We start from the raw sequence: 16,341 nt of genomic DNA, 5'->3' as shown, positions 1-16,341 counted from the left end.
GGCTAGAAAGGCGGCCCATGGCAGATCTCAGCGTCGCGCGCTTTGTGTCCAATTTTGGGCAGTTTCTCAAATTCGGCATCGTTGGCGGTTCCGGTGCCGTTGTCAATCTTTTCGTAGTTTACTTGTGCAGAAAGATTACTTGGTGGTCCGGCGGCATTGATGCGGACGATCCATTTATCAACCTCTTTGGTTCCGTTTTTCATATCCGCTGGTATCACGTGTTCCTGACTATCGCCTTCTTGGTCGCGAACACTTGGAACTACCAACTCAACCGAATGTGGACCTTCCGCTCAGTCACGAAAGTGTCCTGGCTGCGTGGCTTCTTCCCATTCCTGCTCGCTGGCGTTGGAGCTTTCCTCGTAAGCCAAGTCGTGGCGACATTGTTGATGAACCCGACTTCGCCGCTGCATTTGCCCTCAGACATTCTGGATGATTCAACCGGTCTGCGTACAAAGGTGTACTGGGCATCGGCAATTTCCATCATTGCTGCCATGCCGATCAATTTCATTTTGAATAAGCTGTGGACCTTCCGCTCGAAGCCGAAGACGCCGCAGGTAATTCACGAAACCGAGCCTGCCTAGCCTGGCCCTCTGTCAAGCTTCGCCCCACCCCATCGCCCCTCGCGCTCACCAGCGCACGGTGGTGGGGCTTTTTCTTGCTCTCGGTGAGCGGCAAAGGGGAGGAACCTACCGTCGCGCTCACGGCGGGGGTGAAAACGAGAGAACCCGCCGTCCGCGGTGAGCGCGAAGGGCGGGTGAAGGGAAGGGGTGGGAGGGGGATTAGTCTTCGAGCTCGGCATCCAGGCGAGCCTGGTCGCGGCGGTGCTGGCGGCGACGAATGAAGGGGGTGAGGATGAGGACGGTGATGACACCGACGGCGGCGCCGAGGAGGTAAGAGGCGGGGCTGTGGCCGTCGGCAGGCGCGTAGGCGTTATAGGCAATGCCGGTGAACATGGCAATGAGCGGGATGAAGTAGACGGCCATTGCCGTCCAGTTGCGGCTCACTAGCGGGGTGGCGACGCGCTTGCGCATCCAAGCTGTGCCGATGGAATTGCCGAGGATGGATGGTACGAGCGCGAGGAAGCACAGCATACTCATTTGGCTAGGGAGTACCCAGGCGAGGATCGCGGCAACGATGAGCTCGAGGAATGGGATCGGGGTCATGCCGATTGCGCAGGCTTTATAGAGCGTGTCGCGTTCGAATTCATCGCGAGTGGCGCGCTCGATTTCATTGAGGGAGTAGTTGGCAATGGCGTTAATCATGTTGTTCAGCTCCAAAGATTTCTTCGACGGATTTACCTAGTTCGTGGCAAATGTCCAGTGCGAGGTGCACGGAAGGGGAGTAATTGCCTCGTTCGATATTGGCGATGGTCTGGCGGGAGACGCCGGCTTTTTCAGCGAGTTCGGCTTGGGATAATTCGAGCCAGCGGCGCCATTTGCGGACCATGTTGGGGTGGTCGGCCATCTGGACTCCTTTACTCTGTGTCTTGCTTACATGTCCTAATGTAAAGGGTAGTTGTTATTAAGGCAAATGTTTCACACATAGATGCCACTTCCAATAAGGCTGAGCTGCTGAGGTCGGAAGCTCAGGGTTGCGGCCTTTTAGCACGTCAAGGGTGGCTTTGATGAGAAGTATGGCTTCGCTGAGGTGGTAGTTGATGTCGTCGGCAGTAAAGCGCAAGACCGTATATCCGTGGGCGACGGCCGCGTTTTGTTTGGAGCGGTCGGCTTGAAAGGCCACGCTGTGTTTGTGGTATTCCCAGCCATCGACTTCTACAAGGAGCCTTCCAATCCTGAGATCAAAGCGGTACCCCGCAATGAGAGCATTGTGTTCTGGGAGAATTCCTTCAGTGCGCAGCTTTCTGCTTAAAATGCGCTCCGGTGGGCTATCCGCTCCAATCGCGGCGTGCCGGATCGTCTCCTTTAGGGACCTCGGGACGCGCCGCATTCGCCGACGGTCCTTTTCTAGACGGCCGGGTCCGTGCTTTCCCCGGTAGTGTTCTTCCAAAAGAGGCCTGCAGGCCCGCGAAATCTTACGCGCGGCCCACAACGGTTGCACCACCGGAAGGCCGTTGACATTGTGCGTGGCTTGAAGTCGCGAGTGCGAAACGCGAAAGTTCTTCCCCTTCAAAGTGCGCGGTCCCTCCGCTTCCAGAGGAAACGACAGCTGCCGGCCGAGGTAAATCTCCTGCGCCGTCTTTCCCGTGAAATGGATGCGGCTGAGCCCATGCGCCAGCGCCCGCGCCACCGCCCAGGGCGTCCATTCATCGGTATAAATCCCCCGATGCACGCGAAAGAGCGTCCCCTCGCGCACCTTGCGACGAATCGCATCCTTGCTCAAACCTTGCCCGCGTAGTTCCGCGGTAGTCCATTCCCCCATGGGACTTAACCTAAGCGGTCGTGTCCGGCTGGAGCTATGCGCGTCGCAGCATCCTGTGGATAACCCGGGGTTCGGGGGGGCGATTTTCTGCTGGTGGTCCGGATGGCTGTGGATAACTGCCCTTCGCGCTCACCGGCGACCCCGGGTGGCCCTGATTTGTGCTCCCCGTGAGCGCGGCGGGAGGGGCGTGGGAAAGCTCGCCCTTGGCGCTCACGAGGGGGCGAAAAGAGAGACCCAGCCTCGTGCCGGTGAGCGCGAAGGGCGGGGCGGGGAGTAGCCGAGAGGGAGGGAGGAGGCGAGGTGAGCTCCCTAGGACAAGGGGCTAGGTGAGGGGCAGCGTCGAGGTCGGGTTGATGCCGCGAACTTTGGAATTGATGACGCCGGCGAGGGCGAGCACCGCGAACATGGCGGCGGCGGAGAGGAGTTGGGTGCGGGCGGTGGCGTCGGTAAGCATGAGCACCGCGATGGCCGCAAAGAGGGCGAGGGCGAACCAGGTGAGGTAGGGGAAGGCCCACATGCGGATGGGGAGGGGATGGAGGGCCTCGAGCCGGCGGCGCAGGCGCAGTTGGCTGACGGCGATGAAGACCCAGACGATGAGCAGGGAGGCGCCGGCGGCGTTGAGCATGAAAGTAAGGAGCCAGCCGGTATCGGCGTAGTTGAGCACCACCATGATGGCCGAGAGGAGGACGGACAGGCCGATGGCGGTGGTGGGAACGCCGTCCTTATTGGTGGTGGTGAAGATGCGCGGGGCCTCGCCGCGGGAGGCTAGGGAGTGCATCATGCGGGAGGACGCGTAGATCTGAGAGTTAAAGGCGGAGAGTAGCGCGAGGACGATGACGACTTCCATGATGCCGGCCGCGCCCGGGATGCCGGCGCGTTCGAGGACCATGGTGAAGGGGGATTCCGCGGCCGAGGAGGCACCGCCCAGGATGGAATAGGGCAAGAGGAACGTGATGACGAGGACGGAGCCCAGGTAGAACACGGAGATGCGCAAGATGGTGGAGCGCACGGCGTTGACTAGGGACTTTTCGGGGTCCTCGGATTCGGCAGAAGCGATGGCAACCACCTCGATGCCGCCGAAGGCGAAGGCTACGGCCAACAGGCCGGCCGCGACGCCGCCGAGGCCATTGGGCATGAAGCCGTCCTCCAGGAAGACGGAGGTTCCGATAAAGGAATGGCCGGGCAGGAGGCCCAGGATGAGCAGCACGCCGATAATGAGAAAGGCCACGATGACAACGACCTTGATGAGGGCGAACCAATACTCGAATTCGCCGAAGCTGCGCACGCGCAGCAGGTTGACGATGCCGAAGAGGACCACGCACATGGCGGCGGGGATCCACGGCGAGACGTTGAACCAGGAGCCGATGAAGCCGGCCGCGCCGGTGATTTCGGCGCCGAGCACGGCGACGGTGGCTAGCCAATAAATCCAGCCCTGGGTAAAGCCCGCCCAGCGGCCGATGCCGTGTTCGGCGTATTCGGAAAAGGAGCCGGAGGCGGGGATAACAGTGCCCATCTCGCCCAGCATCTGCATCACCAAAATGGCCAGAAAGCCAGCGATGACGTAGGCGAGGAGCACGGCGGGGCCGGCGGCGGAAATGCCGACGCCGGTGCCCAAGAAAAGTCCGGCACCGATGGTGGAGCCTAGCCCCATCATCGTCAGGTGGCGGACCTTCAGGCCAGAACCGAGGGTGGAGGAGTTATCAGTCACCCCTCCATCCTATTTTGCCCGATTGGGCGATAGGAATCGGGGGTGTTAATTCTTGTGCAGCTCGTCGTTGAGCGCGACGGCCTCGGCCTTCCACTCCACGGCCTCAACCGCACCGGAGACGGAGTTGCGGCGCAGTAGCATGCCGGAGGCACCGGAGAGCTGAGAACCCTTGACGCTCTCGCCATTGTCGACGCCCAGTGCTTCCGCCACCTTGCCAAAGACGGCTACCTTGGTGCCGGCGGTGACGTAGAGGCCGGCTTCGACCACGGCGTCGTCGCCAAGCGAAATGCCAATGCCGGAGTTGGCGCCGAGGAGGCAGCGCTCGCCGATGGAGATGACCTCCTTGCCGCCGCCGGATAGGGTGCCCATGATGGACGCGCCGCCGCCGATATCGGAGCCATCGCCCACGACGACGCCCGCGGAGATGCGGCCCTCCACCATGGAGGCACCCAGGGTGCCGGCGTTGAAGTTGACGAAGCCCTCGTGCATGACGGTGGTGCCCTCAGCCAGGTGGGCGCCCAAGCGCACGCGGTCTGCGTCACCAATGCGGACGCCGGACGGCACAACGTAGTCGACCATGCGGGGGAATTTGTCCACGGAGTAAACAACGACCGGACCGCGGGAGGCCAGGCGGCCGCGCACCATCTGGAAATCGGATACGGCGCACGGACCGTAGTTGGTCCAGACCACATTATTGAGGTGGCCGAAGATACCGTCCATATTCAGGCCGTGTGGCTTGACCGCGCGGTGGGACAGGAGGTGCAGGCGCAGGTAAGCATCGTAGGTATCGACGGGGGCGTCATCCAGATCCTTGATGGAGGTCTCAACGGCAACGCGGGCCACGCCACGCTCCTCGTCCGGGCCTGCCAGTGCGGAGAACTGCTGGGGTACCTCCTCCAAGCGCTTGGTTTCGGTGGTCTCTACGTTCTTATCGGTGTATACGGCCGGGAACCATACGTCCAAGACGGTGCCGTCATGGGTAATGGTTGCTAGGCCGCGTGCGGATGCAGAAGTCATGCCCGCTAGCTTAGCAACTAATTCTGCGCCCCCGCTCGCTGGCCGGTGGGAAGCACAAAGGACAAGATGACGAGCACCGCAGCCAGGATGAGAACCGAGATGACCTGGTTGCGCGCGGCCGGATCAAAGAGCATCAGCAGGGTTAGTCCGCCCAGGGCGGCGGCCGTGATCCAGGGTAGCCAGGGGAAGCCGGGCACGTGGATTTCCGTCAGCTCGCCGTTCTTGCGCAGCACGGGGTGCAGCTTAATAAAGGAAGCCACGATGAAGGACCAGATGACCAGCAGGCACCCGCCAACGGCGTTGAAGAGGAATGCCAGGAGTCCCGGCGGGTTCCAGAACTGTAGACCCACCGAAGCGAAGGCGAAGACCATGGACAAGATGACTGCGTTGATGGGGGAGCCGGCGCGATTTTGTTTGAGGAAAAATCCCGGGGCGCAGTGGTCCTTGGCCATATCAAAGACCAGGCGGGAGGTGGCGTAAATCTGCGCGTTGAAGGCGGAGAGCAGGGCGAGGGCGATAATGGCCTCCATGAAGCCTGCCGCGAAGGGAATCTTGGCGGCCGCGAGCACTAGGGTGAAGGGGGAATCGGCCGCGACATCGGCGTCCTGGATGGAGCTAAACGGCAGCGCCATGGTGATCACCACGATAGAGCCGATGTAGAAAATCATGATGCGCACGATGATGGCGCGCACCGCGGTGGCGACGTTATGCGCCGGATCCTCGGACTCGGCGGCCGCGATGGTCACCAGCTCGATGCCGCCGAAGGCAAAGGCGACGGCCAGCAATCCGGCGGCGAAGCCCGGCATGCCATTAGGCAGGAAATTATCGGTGAAATTGGTACCGGCCAAGGAGACATCCATGCCCGGCAGGATGCCCAGCGCCATGAGTGCGCCGATGACTAGGAAGGCGACGATGACTCCGACCTTGATGATGGCGAACCAGAACTCGAACTCACCAAAACCGCCCACGGCCGCGAAGTTGACCACCGCGAAGAAGGCCACGGCAATAAGCGCTGGAATCCACGGGGCAATATCGAACCAGTTGGAAATGATGGCGGCCGCGCCGGTGATTTCGGCGCCCATGACCATGATCAGCATGAACCAGTAAATCCACCCCATGGTAAAGCGCGCCCAGTGACCGAAGGCCTGGCCGGCGTAGGTGGAAAATGACCCCAAAGAGGGGCGGGCGGCGGCCATTTCACCCAGCATCCACATCACTAGTGCGATGAGCGCGCCGGCTACGGCATAGGAGATGAGGACGGAGGTGCCGGAAATCTGGATGCCGAGGCCCACGCCGAGGAAGAGGCCTGCGCCCACGGCGGAGCCAAGGCCCATCATCGTGAGATGACGGGATTTCAATTGAGTGGCTTCGGCCATTGTTATCACCTTAGGGAGGACGAATTATTTGCAGTGAAGTGAACTTTACACAATGCGGTGAGCTGCGCGGAGCGCTAGCATGGCGCTTTGTGACTTTAGATCTATATGCAGACCCCATCGAACTAACCAAGGCGCTCGTGGATATTCCGAGCCCCTCCCACCATGAGGAGGCCATCGCAGACGCCATCGAAGAAGCGCTGCGCGGATTGGACGTCGAGGTTGCCCGCTACGGCAATACCGTGTGCGCCCGGACGAACCGCGGGCTAGATTCCCGCGTAGTACTCGCCGGCCACATTGATACCGTTCCGTTGGCAGAAAATGTACCGCATCACATGGAAACCTCTGAAGACGGGGTAGAGGTTATGTGGGGCTGCGGCACTGTGGACATGAAGTCCGGCATGGCAGTCTACCTCAATGCCTTTGCCCAGCTGCACGAAGCGGACGAGCTCAAGCATGACCTCACCGTCATCGCCTACGAGGGCGAAGAAGTAGCAACTGAATTTAATGGCCTGGGCCACCTGCAAAAGGACCACCCGGAGTGGCTCGAGGGCGATTTCGCGCTGCTGGGTGAGCCCTCCGGCGCGATGGTGGAGGCTGGCTGCCAGGGCTCCATCCGCCTGCGCGTTACCGCCCACGGCACCCGCGCGCACTCGGCCCGCGCCTGGCTCGGCTCCAACGCAGCACACAAGCTCGCGCCCATTATGAGCCGCATCGCCGCCTATGAATCCCGCGATGTCACCATCGATGGCTGCACCTACCGCGAGGGCCTCAACATCGTCCACCTCGAGTCCGGCGTGGCCACCAATACGCTGCCGGATGAAGCATGGATGTTTGTAAACTTCCGCTTCGCGCCGGATCGCACGAGCGACGAGGCGCTGGACTACATGAAGTCCATTATCGGCGAGGAAGAAGACATCACCATCGAGATCGATGACATCGCACCGGCCGCCCAGCCCGGTTTGGGCCAACCAGCGGCCAAGGCGCTTATCGACGCCGTTGGGGGCAACGTCCGCGCCAAGTATGGCTGGACCGACGTCGCCCGCTTCTCCGAAATGGGCACCCCGGCAGTAAACTTCGGCGCTGGTGACCCCGGGTTTGCGCATAAGAAGGACGAGCAGGTTCCTACCGCGCAGATCACCGAAGTATCCACCGCCCTCTTGAACTACCTGAAGGGATAGACCATGACCCCTGAGCAGATGCGCACCCTGCGCGGCCCGATGTTGCTGCGCACCGAAGGCGAGCAGGCCTCCACCTTTGATCAGCGGCTCTTGGAGTCCGGCGCGGACCATGAGTGGCAGCATGCTGATCCGTGGCGCGTCCTGCGCATCCAAGGCGAGTTCGTCGCTGGCTTCGATGCGCTTTCCAAGCTGCCGAAGGCCGTTACCGTCTTCGGCTCCGCGCGCACCACGCCGGAGGATGCGAGCTACCAGTTGGGCGTCGAGGTTGGCCGCAAGCTGGCCGAGCACTCCTATGCCGTCATCACCGGCGGCGGCCCCGGCATCATGGAGGCAGCCAACCGCGGCGCCCATGAGGCCGGCGGGCTCTCCGTGGGCCTGGGCATCGAGCTGCCCCACGAGCAGGGGCTTAACGAGTATGTGGATCTGGGCCTGAATTTCCGCTACTTCTTTGCTCGCAAGACGATGTTCTTGAAGTACTCGCAGGCCTTCATTTGCCTACCTGGTGGCATGGGCACGATGGATGAGTTCTTCGAGGTCATGTGCATGGTGCAGACCGGAAAGGTGACCAATTACCCCATCGTGCTCATGGGCACTGAGTACTGGTCCGGCCTGCTGGAATGGATGGACAACACGCTCGCGGCCAGCGGGTATATCAACGAGGGCGACCGGGAGCTTTTCCTGCTTACCGACGACCCCGATGAGGCCCTCTCCCACATCATCCAGCGCCACCAAGTCATGAGTGATAAGCGCATTAGGGAGCCGCGTTGAGCCTCGCGCGTGTGATGGCGATTGTCAATCGCACCCCGGATTCCTTCTATGACAAGGGCGCAACCTTTGACCTTGACCCGGCGCTGCGCCGCTGCGATGAGGTGATTGCGGCCGGTGCGTCAATCGTCGATATTGGTGGCGTGAAGGCTGGTCCTGGCAAGGCCGTGGACGCGGCGGAGGAAATCGACCGCGTGGTGCCGATCATCGAGGAGGTGCACGAGCGCCACCCGGATGTGCTCATCTCCGTCGATACCTGGCGCAGCGAGGTGGCAGAGGCCGCCGTCGCAGCCGGCGCCGGCCTAGTCAATGACACGTGGGCCGGCTGGGACCCCGGGCTCATCGAGGTCGCCGGCCACCACCGTGTGGGCTACGTGTGTTCGCACACCGGCGGCATCACCCCGCGCACCAGACCGCATCGCGTCCACTTCGACGACGTGGTGGCCGATGTCATCGCGGAAACCACCCAACTGGCCGAGCGCGCCGCCTCCCTCGGCTGCCCGGAGGAACTGACCTTCATCGATCCGACGCATGACTTTGGCAAGAACACCTTCCACGGGCTCGAGCTCCTGCGGCGTATCGACGAGGTCGTGGCCACCGGTTGGCCGGTGCTCATGGCGCTATCCAATAAGGACTTCGTGGGCGAGACGCTCGACCGCGGGGTAGGCGAGCGTGTGGCCGGCACCCTGGCCGCCACCGCGTGGTCCGCCGCCCGCGGCGTGGCCGCCTTTCGCGTGCACGAGGTGGCCGAGACTGCCGATGTCATCCGTATGACTGCCGCCATCCAAGGCGAGGTCGCCCCGCTAGCAACCACGCGAGGCCTTGCATGACCGTCTCCGTTATCATTCCAGCGCTCAACGAGGAGGGTACCGTCGCAGACGTCGTGCGCGCCTGCCTCGCCGATGAACCGCTCGAGGTGCTCGTCATCGACGCCGACTCCACCGACGCCACCGCCTCCCGCGCTGCCGCTGCCGGAGCGGATGTGCGCAATTGGCGCGATATCCTCCCTGAGGAACCGCGACCCGGTAAGGGCGAATCCCTCTGGCGCGGGGTTGCCGCGGCGAAGGGAGATATCGTCGTCTTTGTCGACGCCGACCTCGAATCCGCCGCGCCCGGCATGGTCACTGCCTTGGCCGCGCCCTTCGCCGACCCCGCGGTGGAGATGGTCAAAGCCCGCTACCGCCGCAGCCTCAACGGCCAGCCCACCGGCGGCGGCCGCGTGACTGAACTGACTGCCAAGCCGCTCATTAAGCAGTTCTTTCCCGATCTCGCCCACATCGATCAGCCTCTTGGAGGCGAATACGCCCTGCGCCGCGCCACCGCCCTAGAACTGCCCTTCGTGGAGGGGTATGGGGTGGAAGCGGGGCTACTGGTGGACGTCGGCAAGCGGGGCGTAGTGGCACAGGTAGACTTGGGCACGCGGGTACACCGCAACCGGCCGCTGCACGAGCTGGTGCCGATGGCCGAGGTAGTCGCGCGCACGCTGCTCGCCCGCGCCGGGGTCCTCGCGCCCGTTGCTCAACGCCCGCCGCTAAAAGGTAAGGTTTAAGCCATGCTGTCTTGGATTATGCTCCTCCTCGTCCTGATCGCCCTGACCGTCATCGGTACCTGGGTTTGGGGCTCCATTTTTGGCCGCGGCGAGGTCATGCACCCGCTCGACGAGCCGCAGAAGGTGCGGGAAAATAACCGCGCCGCCCTCCGTGAAGGCCGCCTTGACCAGGTAAAATTTGAGGTTGTTCCCCGTGGATACCGCCAGGATCAGGTGGACGATCTTCTCGCGCAACTGGAGGAACAACTATCTTCCGCGCAGAAAAGGTCTAAGCTGGAAGGAAAAGAAGTTAACTAAAGGAGACTCACTATGGCAGCAATGAAGCCGCGCACCACGGGCGGAGAAATGGAAGCAGTAGAGGAGTCCCGCAAAATTGTAATGCGCATCCCCTCGGATGGCGGCGGACGCATCGTCATCGAGCTGAGCAAGGACGAAGCCGCCGAGCTCGGTTCCCTGTTGACCGAGGTTTCTAGCTAGTCTAGGTACATGCTTTCTCATATCGTCGACATTCTGGCCGATCCCAACGATGGCACCGCGCTTTCTGGTGCCGATGATTTCTCTCGACTCGTCTCGGAATCCGGCCACTCTTTTGATGTGGCCAAGCAGGGCTATGTCACCCTTGCCGCTGGCGCCGGGCTCAAGCACAAGGGCGATGACATGGATATGGTCAACGCTCGTGAGACCTATCTGGCCATGGGCCACTTCGCGCCCTTCGTTGAGGCGGTAACCGGGGCCGTCCAGGACGCACTGGATTCCGCCTCCTTGGCCGAGTCCAAGCCCGCCTCCCTCCTCGAGGTGGGCGCCGGCACCGGCTACTACCTGGCCCATACTCTGGACTCCATCGCGGAGGCCCGCGGCGTCGGCCTCGACATTTCCCCGCACGCCGCGAAACACTTGGCCAAGTGCCACCCGCGCGTCGGCGCCGTCGTGGCCGATGTATGGGAGCGCCTGCCTATCCGGGATGAGTCCGTCGACGCAATCTCCGTCGTCTTCGCCCCGCGCAATCCCGCCGAATTCCAACGCGTGCTCGCCCCGGGCGGCCAGGTCATCGTCTTGACGCCCGGCGCTGGACACCTGGATGAGCTGCGCGAGCCGCTCGGCATCCTCGGCGTGGAAGAAGGCAAGGTCGAGCGCATGTATGAGCAGGCCGAGGGCTTCCTCGAGCAGGCGGCCGACCCGGTCGATATCTCGTTCCCCATCGAGCTTGATAAGGCCTCCGTCGCAGCTCAGGTGGGCATGAGCCCGTCCGCGCGCCACATCAGCGCCGGCGAACTCGCCGAGCGCATGGCCGCGCTGCCCCCGACGCTCACGGTCACCGCCCGCGCCCGCTTGGATCGCCTCCGCGCCGTCTAGCTCCCGGTCGGCCACAGCCACCTCCACCGCCCTTCGCGCTCACCGGAAGCGCGTGGGGTGGTTCTTTTCGTCTCCCCAGTGAGCGCGAGGGGAGGTTTTCCCCCTTGCCGCTCACCGGCACACGCTTTCCGACGCCCCAGCATCTTCCCGTGAGCGCGAAGGACGCGTGTGAGGGAGCGAGGGGAGACGCGGCCCAGCGGAGTGAGGCCGAAAACGCGCAACCCCGCCCTTGCCGCTCACCAGGAGAGGCGGAACCGCGCTGGGCGGCCACGCCGGTGAGCGCGAAGGGCGGGGAGGGACGGGCCGGGTGAGGCGGCGCTGAGAGCTGGGGGGTTAGAGCTTGGAACCGGAGCGCTGCCAGTCCTGCTCGATGACGGCCTCGCCGGAGGTCTCGACCCGCAGGCCGGAGCAGCCGCCTTCGAAGTAGACGCGGGAGGCCATCGCGATGAGGCCACCGTCGACGAATACCTCAACGGTGGAGCCGTCTTGGATGATGGTTAGGGTATCGGAGTCGCCTTCGGCAAGCGTGGCGGTGGCGGGGTCGGAATCAGCGAAACAGTGGTCGAAGGCCTTGTTCATGGAGCGATCGAGGCTGATGTCATCGCCGGAGTGGCAGATGGTGGCGGCGGGGTCACCGGCGCCGTCGAGAAGAGTGACCGTTACGCAGGAACCGGAAGGGACCTCCATGACGCCGGTCCAGGAACGGGCGTAATCGGACAGCTTGACGGCATCGGGCAGGCCGCGGGCGGGTGCTTGGTAGAGGACGCCGCCCTCGAGGGTGACCCGGCGAGGCAGGGACAGGGCATTGGCCCAGCCTTCGGCCTCCCAGGAGGCGTGCGCGGTGGCGTCGTCGCCGCGGCCGTTGCCGTTGAGGAGGCCGACGATGACAGCGCGCTCGTAGCGCTGCTCTGGGTTGAGAGTGCCGGTGGTGGTGTTGGTACTGCGCGGACGGGAGAAATCATGGCCGAAGTCCACCCGGCGGAAGCCGGAGGCCACGGTAAAGGTGGTGCCCTCCAGTCGGCCGACGAGGTAGCCGGAGACGTCGCGGCCGCCGCGCTCTAGGGTGACGAAGAGGACGTCGTAGATATTGCCGTCGACCTCATCGCGCAGGCGGACCAAGCGCGGCGAGACGACCGGCGGGATGGGCGAGGTGGCGGGGACTTCGCCCTCGAGGAAGCCAGGGTTGCCGTCGAACTTGAGGCCGCCGCGCAGGTGCCAAGACACGCCATCGGCGGACTCGAGGATGACGGGAACCGGGGCGTCGGAGTGGCCGGTGAGCGCTAGCATGAGCCAGCCATCGTGGCCGGCATCGCGGTCCTCGGAGGCCCAATCGGGCACCACGCAGGGCGAGCGGAAGTGATCAAAGTTGCGGGTATTGCCTACGACCTCGCCAAAACGGACGACATTGGGGTCGAGCGCTTGAGGGTCGTCGGAGACCTCGCAGATCTCGTCCACGTCAGCGTAGCGGGCGAGGTGAACGGCGATTCCGGCGGCGGTCACGGAGGTGAAGTAGAGATGGATATCGTCCGGGCCTTGGGCTACGGAACCTGCGCGCAGGGAGAGCTCGCCGCCGACGGGGGCGAGGGCATCGTCGCAGTCCAACCAATCAAAGGGAGACTCTTCGGAGTAGGTGTGTCCCCAGCGGGCAGGGGAGTCTGCGGTGGGGCGGTACTGGTAGAACAGGTGCCAGGTATCGCCGTCGCGCAGGATACCAGCGGGGGCGTCGAGGACGCCGTCTTCGGGGACAAAATGCAGTTCGGGGCGGTGAGTTGTCACGGCTATCCTTCCTTAAATCAAGCTGCGGTAGATATCGACGGTCTGGGCGGCAATGGTAGCCCAAGAGAAATCGCGAATGGCGCGCTCGCGGCCGGCGCGGCCGAAATCGGCGGCGCGCTCTTTATCGGCGGCGAGGTCATTGACGGCGGCGGCGAGGTCGGCTTCGAAGGCGGCGGTAGCGGCGGCGTCGTAAGGCACCAGCACACCAGTTTCGCCATCGACCACAACCTCCGGAATGCCGCCTACGTTGGAGGCGACAACGGCCGTGCCGCAGGCCATGGCTTCCAGGTTGACGATTCCGAGCGGCTCGTAGATGGACGGGCAGACAAACACATCCGCGCCGGAGTAAATCTGCTGGACCTCGTTGCGCGGGAGCATGTCCTTGACCCAGAAAATGCCATCGCGCTGGGCGCGCAGCTCATCCACCAGCGCCTCGGTCTCCGCCGCGATTTCGGGCGTATCGGGCGCGCCGGCACACAGCACCAGCTGGATGTCCGGGTCGAATTTCTGCGCCGCCTGCAACAGGTGCTTCACGCCTTTTTGCCGGGTAATGCGGCCGACGAAGGCAACGATGGGGCGTTGCTTATCGACGCCCAGCTTGTCCAACACATCCCCCTCACGCGGCTGCCACAGCTCGGTGTCGATGCCGTTGAGGACAACGTGGACCTTGGAGGCGTCGATCCGTGGGTAAGCATCAAGGATGGAGTCCTTCATACCGGCGGAGACGGCGATGACGGCGTCGGCATATTCCATGGCGTTCTTCTCGGACCACGAGGAAACGTCATAGCCGCCGCCAAGCTGCTCGCGCTTCCACGGGCGGTGCGGCTCCAGCGAGTGGGCGGTGACCACATGCGGAATATCGTAGAGCTGGGCGGAGAGGTGGCCGGCAAGACCCGTGTACCACGTGTGGGAATGGGCGATGTCGATATCGGAGGCGGCATCGGCCATGCGAAGCCCAGTGGACAAGGTCTTAAGCGCGCCATTAGCACCCTCAAGTGCGGGGTCCACGCCGTGGACAAATACGTCTTCTTCTTCGCGCGGGGAGCCCATGCAGTGCACGGAGACATCGATGATATCGCGCATAAAACGGGTGAGTTCAGCTACGTGAACTCCGGCCCCGCCGTAGATTTCCGGCGGGTATTCTTTGGAAAAGATTCCGGCTCTCATGCCCACCCAGAATACGTATCTCTGGTGCCGCGTGCAGAAATACGGGATGGGGGTAGAAATGTGCATATATCTGCTGCGAAATGTGGGATTTGCGGTTAGGTTTGGAAACGTGAGAAGCCTGCCAAATGTCCTAGCCATCGTCCTCGCCGGCGGCGAGGGAAAGCGTCTTTTTCCCCTGACCGAAGACCGCGCTAAACCCGCCGTGCCTTTTGGCGGGTCCTACCGCCTCATTGACTTTGTCCTGTCCAATCTGGTCAACGCCGGTTTCCTCAAGATTGCGGTGCTGACCCAGTACAAATCCCACTCCCTGGACCGCCATATTTCCCAGGCGTGGAACTTAGCAGGGCCGACGCCGCAGTACATTGCCTCGGTGCCTGCCCAGCAGCGCCGCGGCAAGCGGTGGTACAACGGCTCCGCGGATGCCATTGTGCAGTCGCTTAATCTCATCTATGACGAGAATCCGGACTACGTCATCGTCTTCGGCGCAGACCATGTCTATCGCATGGATCCGGCGCAGATGGTAGAAGAGCACATTGCCACGGGGCTGGATTGCTCGGTGGCCGGCATTCGCGTGCCGCGCTCGGAGGCAACGGCGTTCGGATGCATCCAGGCCGATGGCATGGGAACCATCACGGAGTTCGTGGAAAAGCCTGCGGACCCACCGGCCACGCCGGATGATCCGAATATGAGCTATGCCTCGATGGGCAACTATGTCTTTACGGCGCAGGCGCTTATTGACGCCCTCTTGGAGGACGAAAAGAACGAGGACTCCGCCCACGATATGGGCGGCGATATTATCCCGTACTTTGTGGAGCGTGGGCAGGCGCATGTCTATGACTTCATGGCCAATGAGGTGCCGGGGTCTACCGAGCGCGATCACGGCTACTGGCGCGACGTGGGCACCATCGATTCCTTCTATGAAGCGCACATGGACATGATTTCGGTGCACCCGATCTTCAACCTCTATAACCGAAATTGGCCGATTCACTCCACGGATGACTCCAATTTCCCGCCGGCGAAGTTCGTGCAAAATGGCATCGCGCAGTCCTCGATGGTGGCGCCGGGCTGCATCGTCTCTGGCGGCACGGTGCGCAATTCCGTGCTGGCGTCCGATGTCCACGTGGCCGATGGCGCCACGGTCGAAGGATCGGTCATCCTGCCGGGCGTGCGCATCGGCCGTGGTGCGGTGGTGCGCCGCGCGATCCTTGATAAGAACGTCGTCGTCAGCGATGGCGCAATTATCGGCGTGGACCGCGAGCGCGATGAGGAGCGCTTCAAGGTTTCTGACGGCGGCGTGGTTGTCGTCGGCAAAAACCAGAAGGTCTAGAGCTTCGTAACGAGGGTGAGCCCGGACCCCAACGGCAAGCGGGTGACGTTCGCGCCCTCGAGCTCGCGCAGGTACTCGTCTGCTTCGCGGGCGGCGGCGGTGTCGCGGTCGGTCCGGGAGACGTCGGCAAGCGTGCCATCGAGCAAAGAATTAGCCAAGACCAGTGTGCCGCCTTGGTGCAGCAGTGGCCACGCTGCCTTGATGATGGCGGGCAGCTCGAGCGCGGCGACGTCGGCGTAGATGACCTGGTAGGCATCATTAGCCAGGCGGCCCATGACCTCGAGTGGGCGAGACGGCAGAAAGCGGCCGCGCGAAGGCGCATAGCCGGCCTCGCGGAAGGCGGTCTTAGCGCTGCGCTGGTGTTCAGCCTCGGGGTCGATGCAGGTCAGAATGCCATTATCGGGCATGCCAGCAAGCAGGTAGAGGCCCACCACATTGGCGGCCGGGGTGATCGCCACGGACTGGGGGCGTTCGGTAGAGCCGGCCGAGGCGGCCGTCAGCGTGGTGAGCAGCTGGCCCGTTGATTCATCTGGAACGGGTAGACCGTACTCATCGGCGTGGTCGCGCGCGCCACGCAGGGCTGCGGAGGGCTCGCTGGTGGTCTCGATATAAGAACGCAGTGCTTCATATGCGGTAGTAGTCACGTAATAGACCTTAGGGAAAAGTGTCCGCCGATGTGGCAAAAACGCGCCTAGCCAGCGAGGTTGTGGTGGGTGGGGACGATGTGACGGACTCACAGGAAATTA

Annotated in this window: 18 protein-coding genes; 9 read left to right on the top strand and 9 right to left on the bottom strand. The window is 63.0% G+C overall.

Annotated elements, in window-relative coordinates:
* Nucleotides 1–17 precede the first annotated feature (17 nt).
* The gene (locus QP915_RS01145) at nucleotides 18–581 is read left to right on the top strand and encodes a GtrA family protein (protein WP_284767566.1); all 564 of its coding nucleotides are present in this window, start codon (nucleotides 18–20) and stop codon (nucleotides 579–581) included.
* 198 nt (nucleotides 582–779) lie between these two features.
* Here QP915_RS01145 and QP915_RS01140 read toward each other — a convergent pair whose 3' ends face one another.
* From QP915_RS01140 to QP915_RS01115, 6 genes are all read right to left on the bottom strand, one after another.
* Nucleotides 780–1,262, bottom strand: a complete 483-nt coding sequence (locus QP915_RS01140; protein WP_284767565.1) for a transcriptional regulator — start codon at nucleotides 1,260–1,262, stop codon at nucleotides 780–782.
* On the bottom strand, nucleotides 1,255–1,464 hold the full coding sequence (locus QP915_RS01135) for a helix-turn-helix transcriptional regulator (RefSeq protein ID WP_049377975.1): 210 nt from the start codon (nucleotides 1,462–1,464) through the stop codon (nucleotides 1,255–1,257). The genes QP915_RS01140 and QP915_RS01135 overlap by 8 nt, the downstream gene beginning before the upstream one ends.
* 57 nt (nucleotides 1,465–1,521) lie before the next feature.
* Nucleotides 1,522–2,379, bottom strand: coding sequence for a DUF559 domain-containing protein (locus QP915_RS01130; RefSeq protein WP_284767564.1), 858 nt, complete (start codon nucleotides 2,377–2,379; stop codon nucleotides 1,522–1,524).
* A 322-nt stretch (nucleotides 2,380–2,701) separates the two neighbouring features.
* Nucleotides 2,702–4,033, bottom strand: a complete 1,332-nt coding sequence (locus tag QP915_RS01125; protein WP_350309418.1) for an amino acid permease — start codon at nucleotides 4,031–4,033, stop codon at nucleotides 2,702–2,704.
* Between the two features lie 99 nt (nucleotides 4,034–4,132).
* The gene (dapD, locus tag QP915_RS01120) at nucleotides 4,133–5,104 is read right to left on the bottom strand and encodes a 2,3,4,5-tetrahydropyridine-2,6-dicarboxylate N-succinyltransferase (protein ID WP_284767561.1); all 972 of its coding nucleotides are present in this window, start codon (nucleotides 5,102–5,104) and stop codon (nucleotides 4,133–4,135) included.
* 17 nt (nucleotides 5,105–5,121) lie between these two features.
* Nucleotides 5,122–6,480: an amino acid permease gene (locus tag QP915_RS01115; protein ID WP_284767560.1), complete on the bottom strand. Its 1,359-nt coding sequence runs from the start codon at nucleotides 6,478–6,480 to the stop codon at nucleotides 5,122–5,124.
* A gap of 89 nt (nucleotides 6,481–6,569) precedes the next feature.
* Between QP915_RS01115 and dapE the strand changes: the two genes are divergently transcribed.
* From dapE to QP915_RS01080, 7 genes are read left to right on the top strand one after another with little or no spacing between them, the layout of a single operon-like run.
* Nucleotides 6,570–7,658, top strand: coding sequence for a succinyl-diaminopimelate desuccinylase (gene dapE / locus QP915_RS01110; RefSeq protein ID WP_284767559.1), 1,089 nt, complete (start codon nucleotides 6,570–6,572; stop codon nucleotides 7,656–7,658).
* Nucleotides 7,659–7,661: 3 nt separating this feature from the next.
* Entirely contained in the window at nucleotides 7,662–8,426 is a 765-nt protein-coding gene (locus QP915_RS01105; protein WP_198492838.1) for an LOG family protein, read from the top strand.
* Between the two features lie 14 nt (nucleotides 8,427–8,440).
* Nucleotides 8,441–9,253, top strand: coding sequence for a dihydropteroate synthase (gene folP, locus QP915_RS01100; protein ID WP_284767753.1), 813 nt, complete (start codon nucleotides 8,441–8,443; stop codon nucleotides 9,251–9,253).
* Nucleotides 9,250–9,972 carry a glucosyl-3-phosphoglycerate synthase gene (locus QP915_RS01095; protein ID WP_284767558.1) on the top strand — a complete coding sequence of 241 codons (723 nt, stop codon included), beginning with the start codon at nucleotides 9,250–9,252 and terminating at the stop codon, nucleotides 9,970–9,972. Before folP ends, QP915_RS01095 begins: the two co-directional genes overlap by 4 nt.
* A gap of 3 nt (nucleotides 9,973–9,975) precedes the next feature.
* Nucleotides 9,976–10,269 (top strand): DivIVA domain-containing protein, encoded by a 294-nt coding sequence (locus tag QP915_RS01090; RefSeq protein ID WP_005327512.1) that lies wholly within the window; start codon nucleotides 9,976–9,978, stop codon nucleotides 10,267–10,269.
* A 12-nt stretch (nucleotides 10,270–10,281) separates the two neighbouring features.
* On the top strand, nucleotides 10,282–10,449 hold the full coding sequence (locus QP915_RS01085; RefSeq protein WP_005323535.1) for a DUF3117 domain-containing protein: 168 nt from the start codon (nucleotides 10,282–10,284) through the stop codon (nucleotides 10,447–10,449).
* A 9-nt stretch (nucleotides 10,450–10,458) separates the two neighbouring features.
* Nucleotides 10,459–11,325, top strand: a complete 867-nt coding sequence (locus QP915_RS01080; protein WP_049377983.1) for a methyltransferase domain-containing protein — start codon at nucleotides 10,459–10,461, stop codon at nucleotides 11,323–11,325.
* A 333-nt stretch (nucleotides 11,326–11,658) separates the two neighbouring features.
* Here the strand turns inward: QP915_RS01080 and QP915_RS01075 are convergent, their stop codons facing one another.
* The gene (locus QP915_RS01075) at nucleotides 11,659–13,101 is read right to left on the bottom strand and encodes a GH32 C-terminal domain-containing protein (protein ID WP_284767555.1); all 1,443 of its coding nucleotides are present in this window, start codon (nucleotides 13,099–13,101) and stop codon (nucleotides 11,659–11,661) included.
* 12 nt (nucleotides 13,102–13,113) lie between these two features.
* Entirely contained in the window at nucleotides 13,114–14,268 is a 1,155-nt protein-coding gene (gene glgA, locus QP915_RS01070; protein WP_284767553.1) for a glycogen synthase, read from the bottom strand.
* A gap of 109 nt (nucleotides 14,269–14,377) precedes the next feature.
* Here glgA and glgC point away from each other — a divergent pair, with 109 nt between their 5' ends.
* Nucleotides 14,378–15,595, top strand: coding sequence for a glucose-1-phosphate adenylyltransferase (gene glgC, locus QP915_RS01065; protein ID WP_239277895.1), 1,218 nt, complete (start codon nucleotides 14,378–14,380; stop codon nucleotides 15,593–15,595).
* On the opposite strand, the gene QP915_RS01060 is transcribed toward glgC, so the two are convergent.
* Nucleotides 15,592–16,239, bottom strand: a complete 648-nt coding sequence (locus QP915_RS01060; protein ID WP_225747145.1) for an O-methyltransferase — start codon at nucleotides 16,237–16,239, stop codon at nucleotides 15,592–15,594. The genes glgC and QP915_RS01060 overlap by 4 nt on opposite strands.
* Nucleotides 16,240–16,341 lie beyond the last annotated feature (102 nt).

The sequence above is a fragment of the Corynebacterium sp. MSK158 genome (assembly GCF_030229085.1).
Taxonomy (GTDB): Bacteria; Actinomycetota; Actinomycetes; order Mycobacteriales; family Mycobacteriaceae; genus Corynebacterium.
The sequence above is the reverse complement of the archived record's forward strand: the minus strand, read 5'-3'. Positions and strand labels throughout refer to the sequence as shown.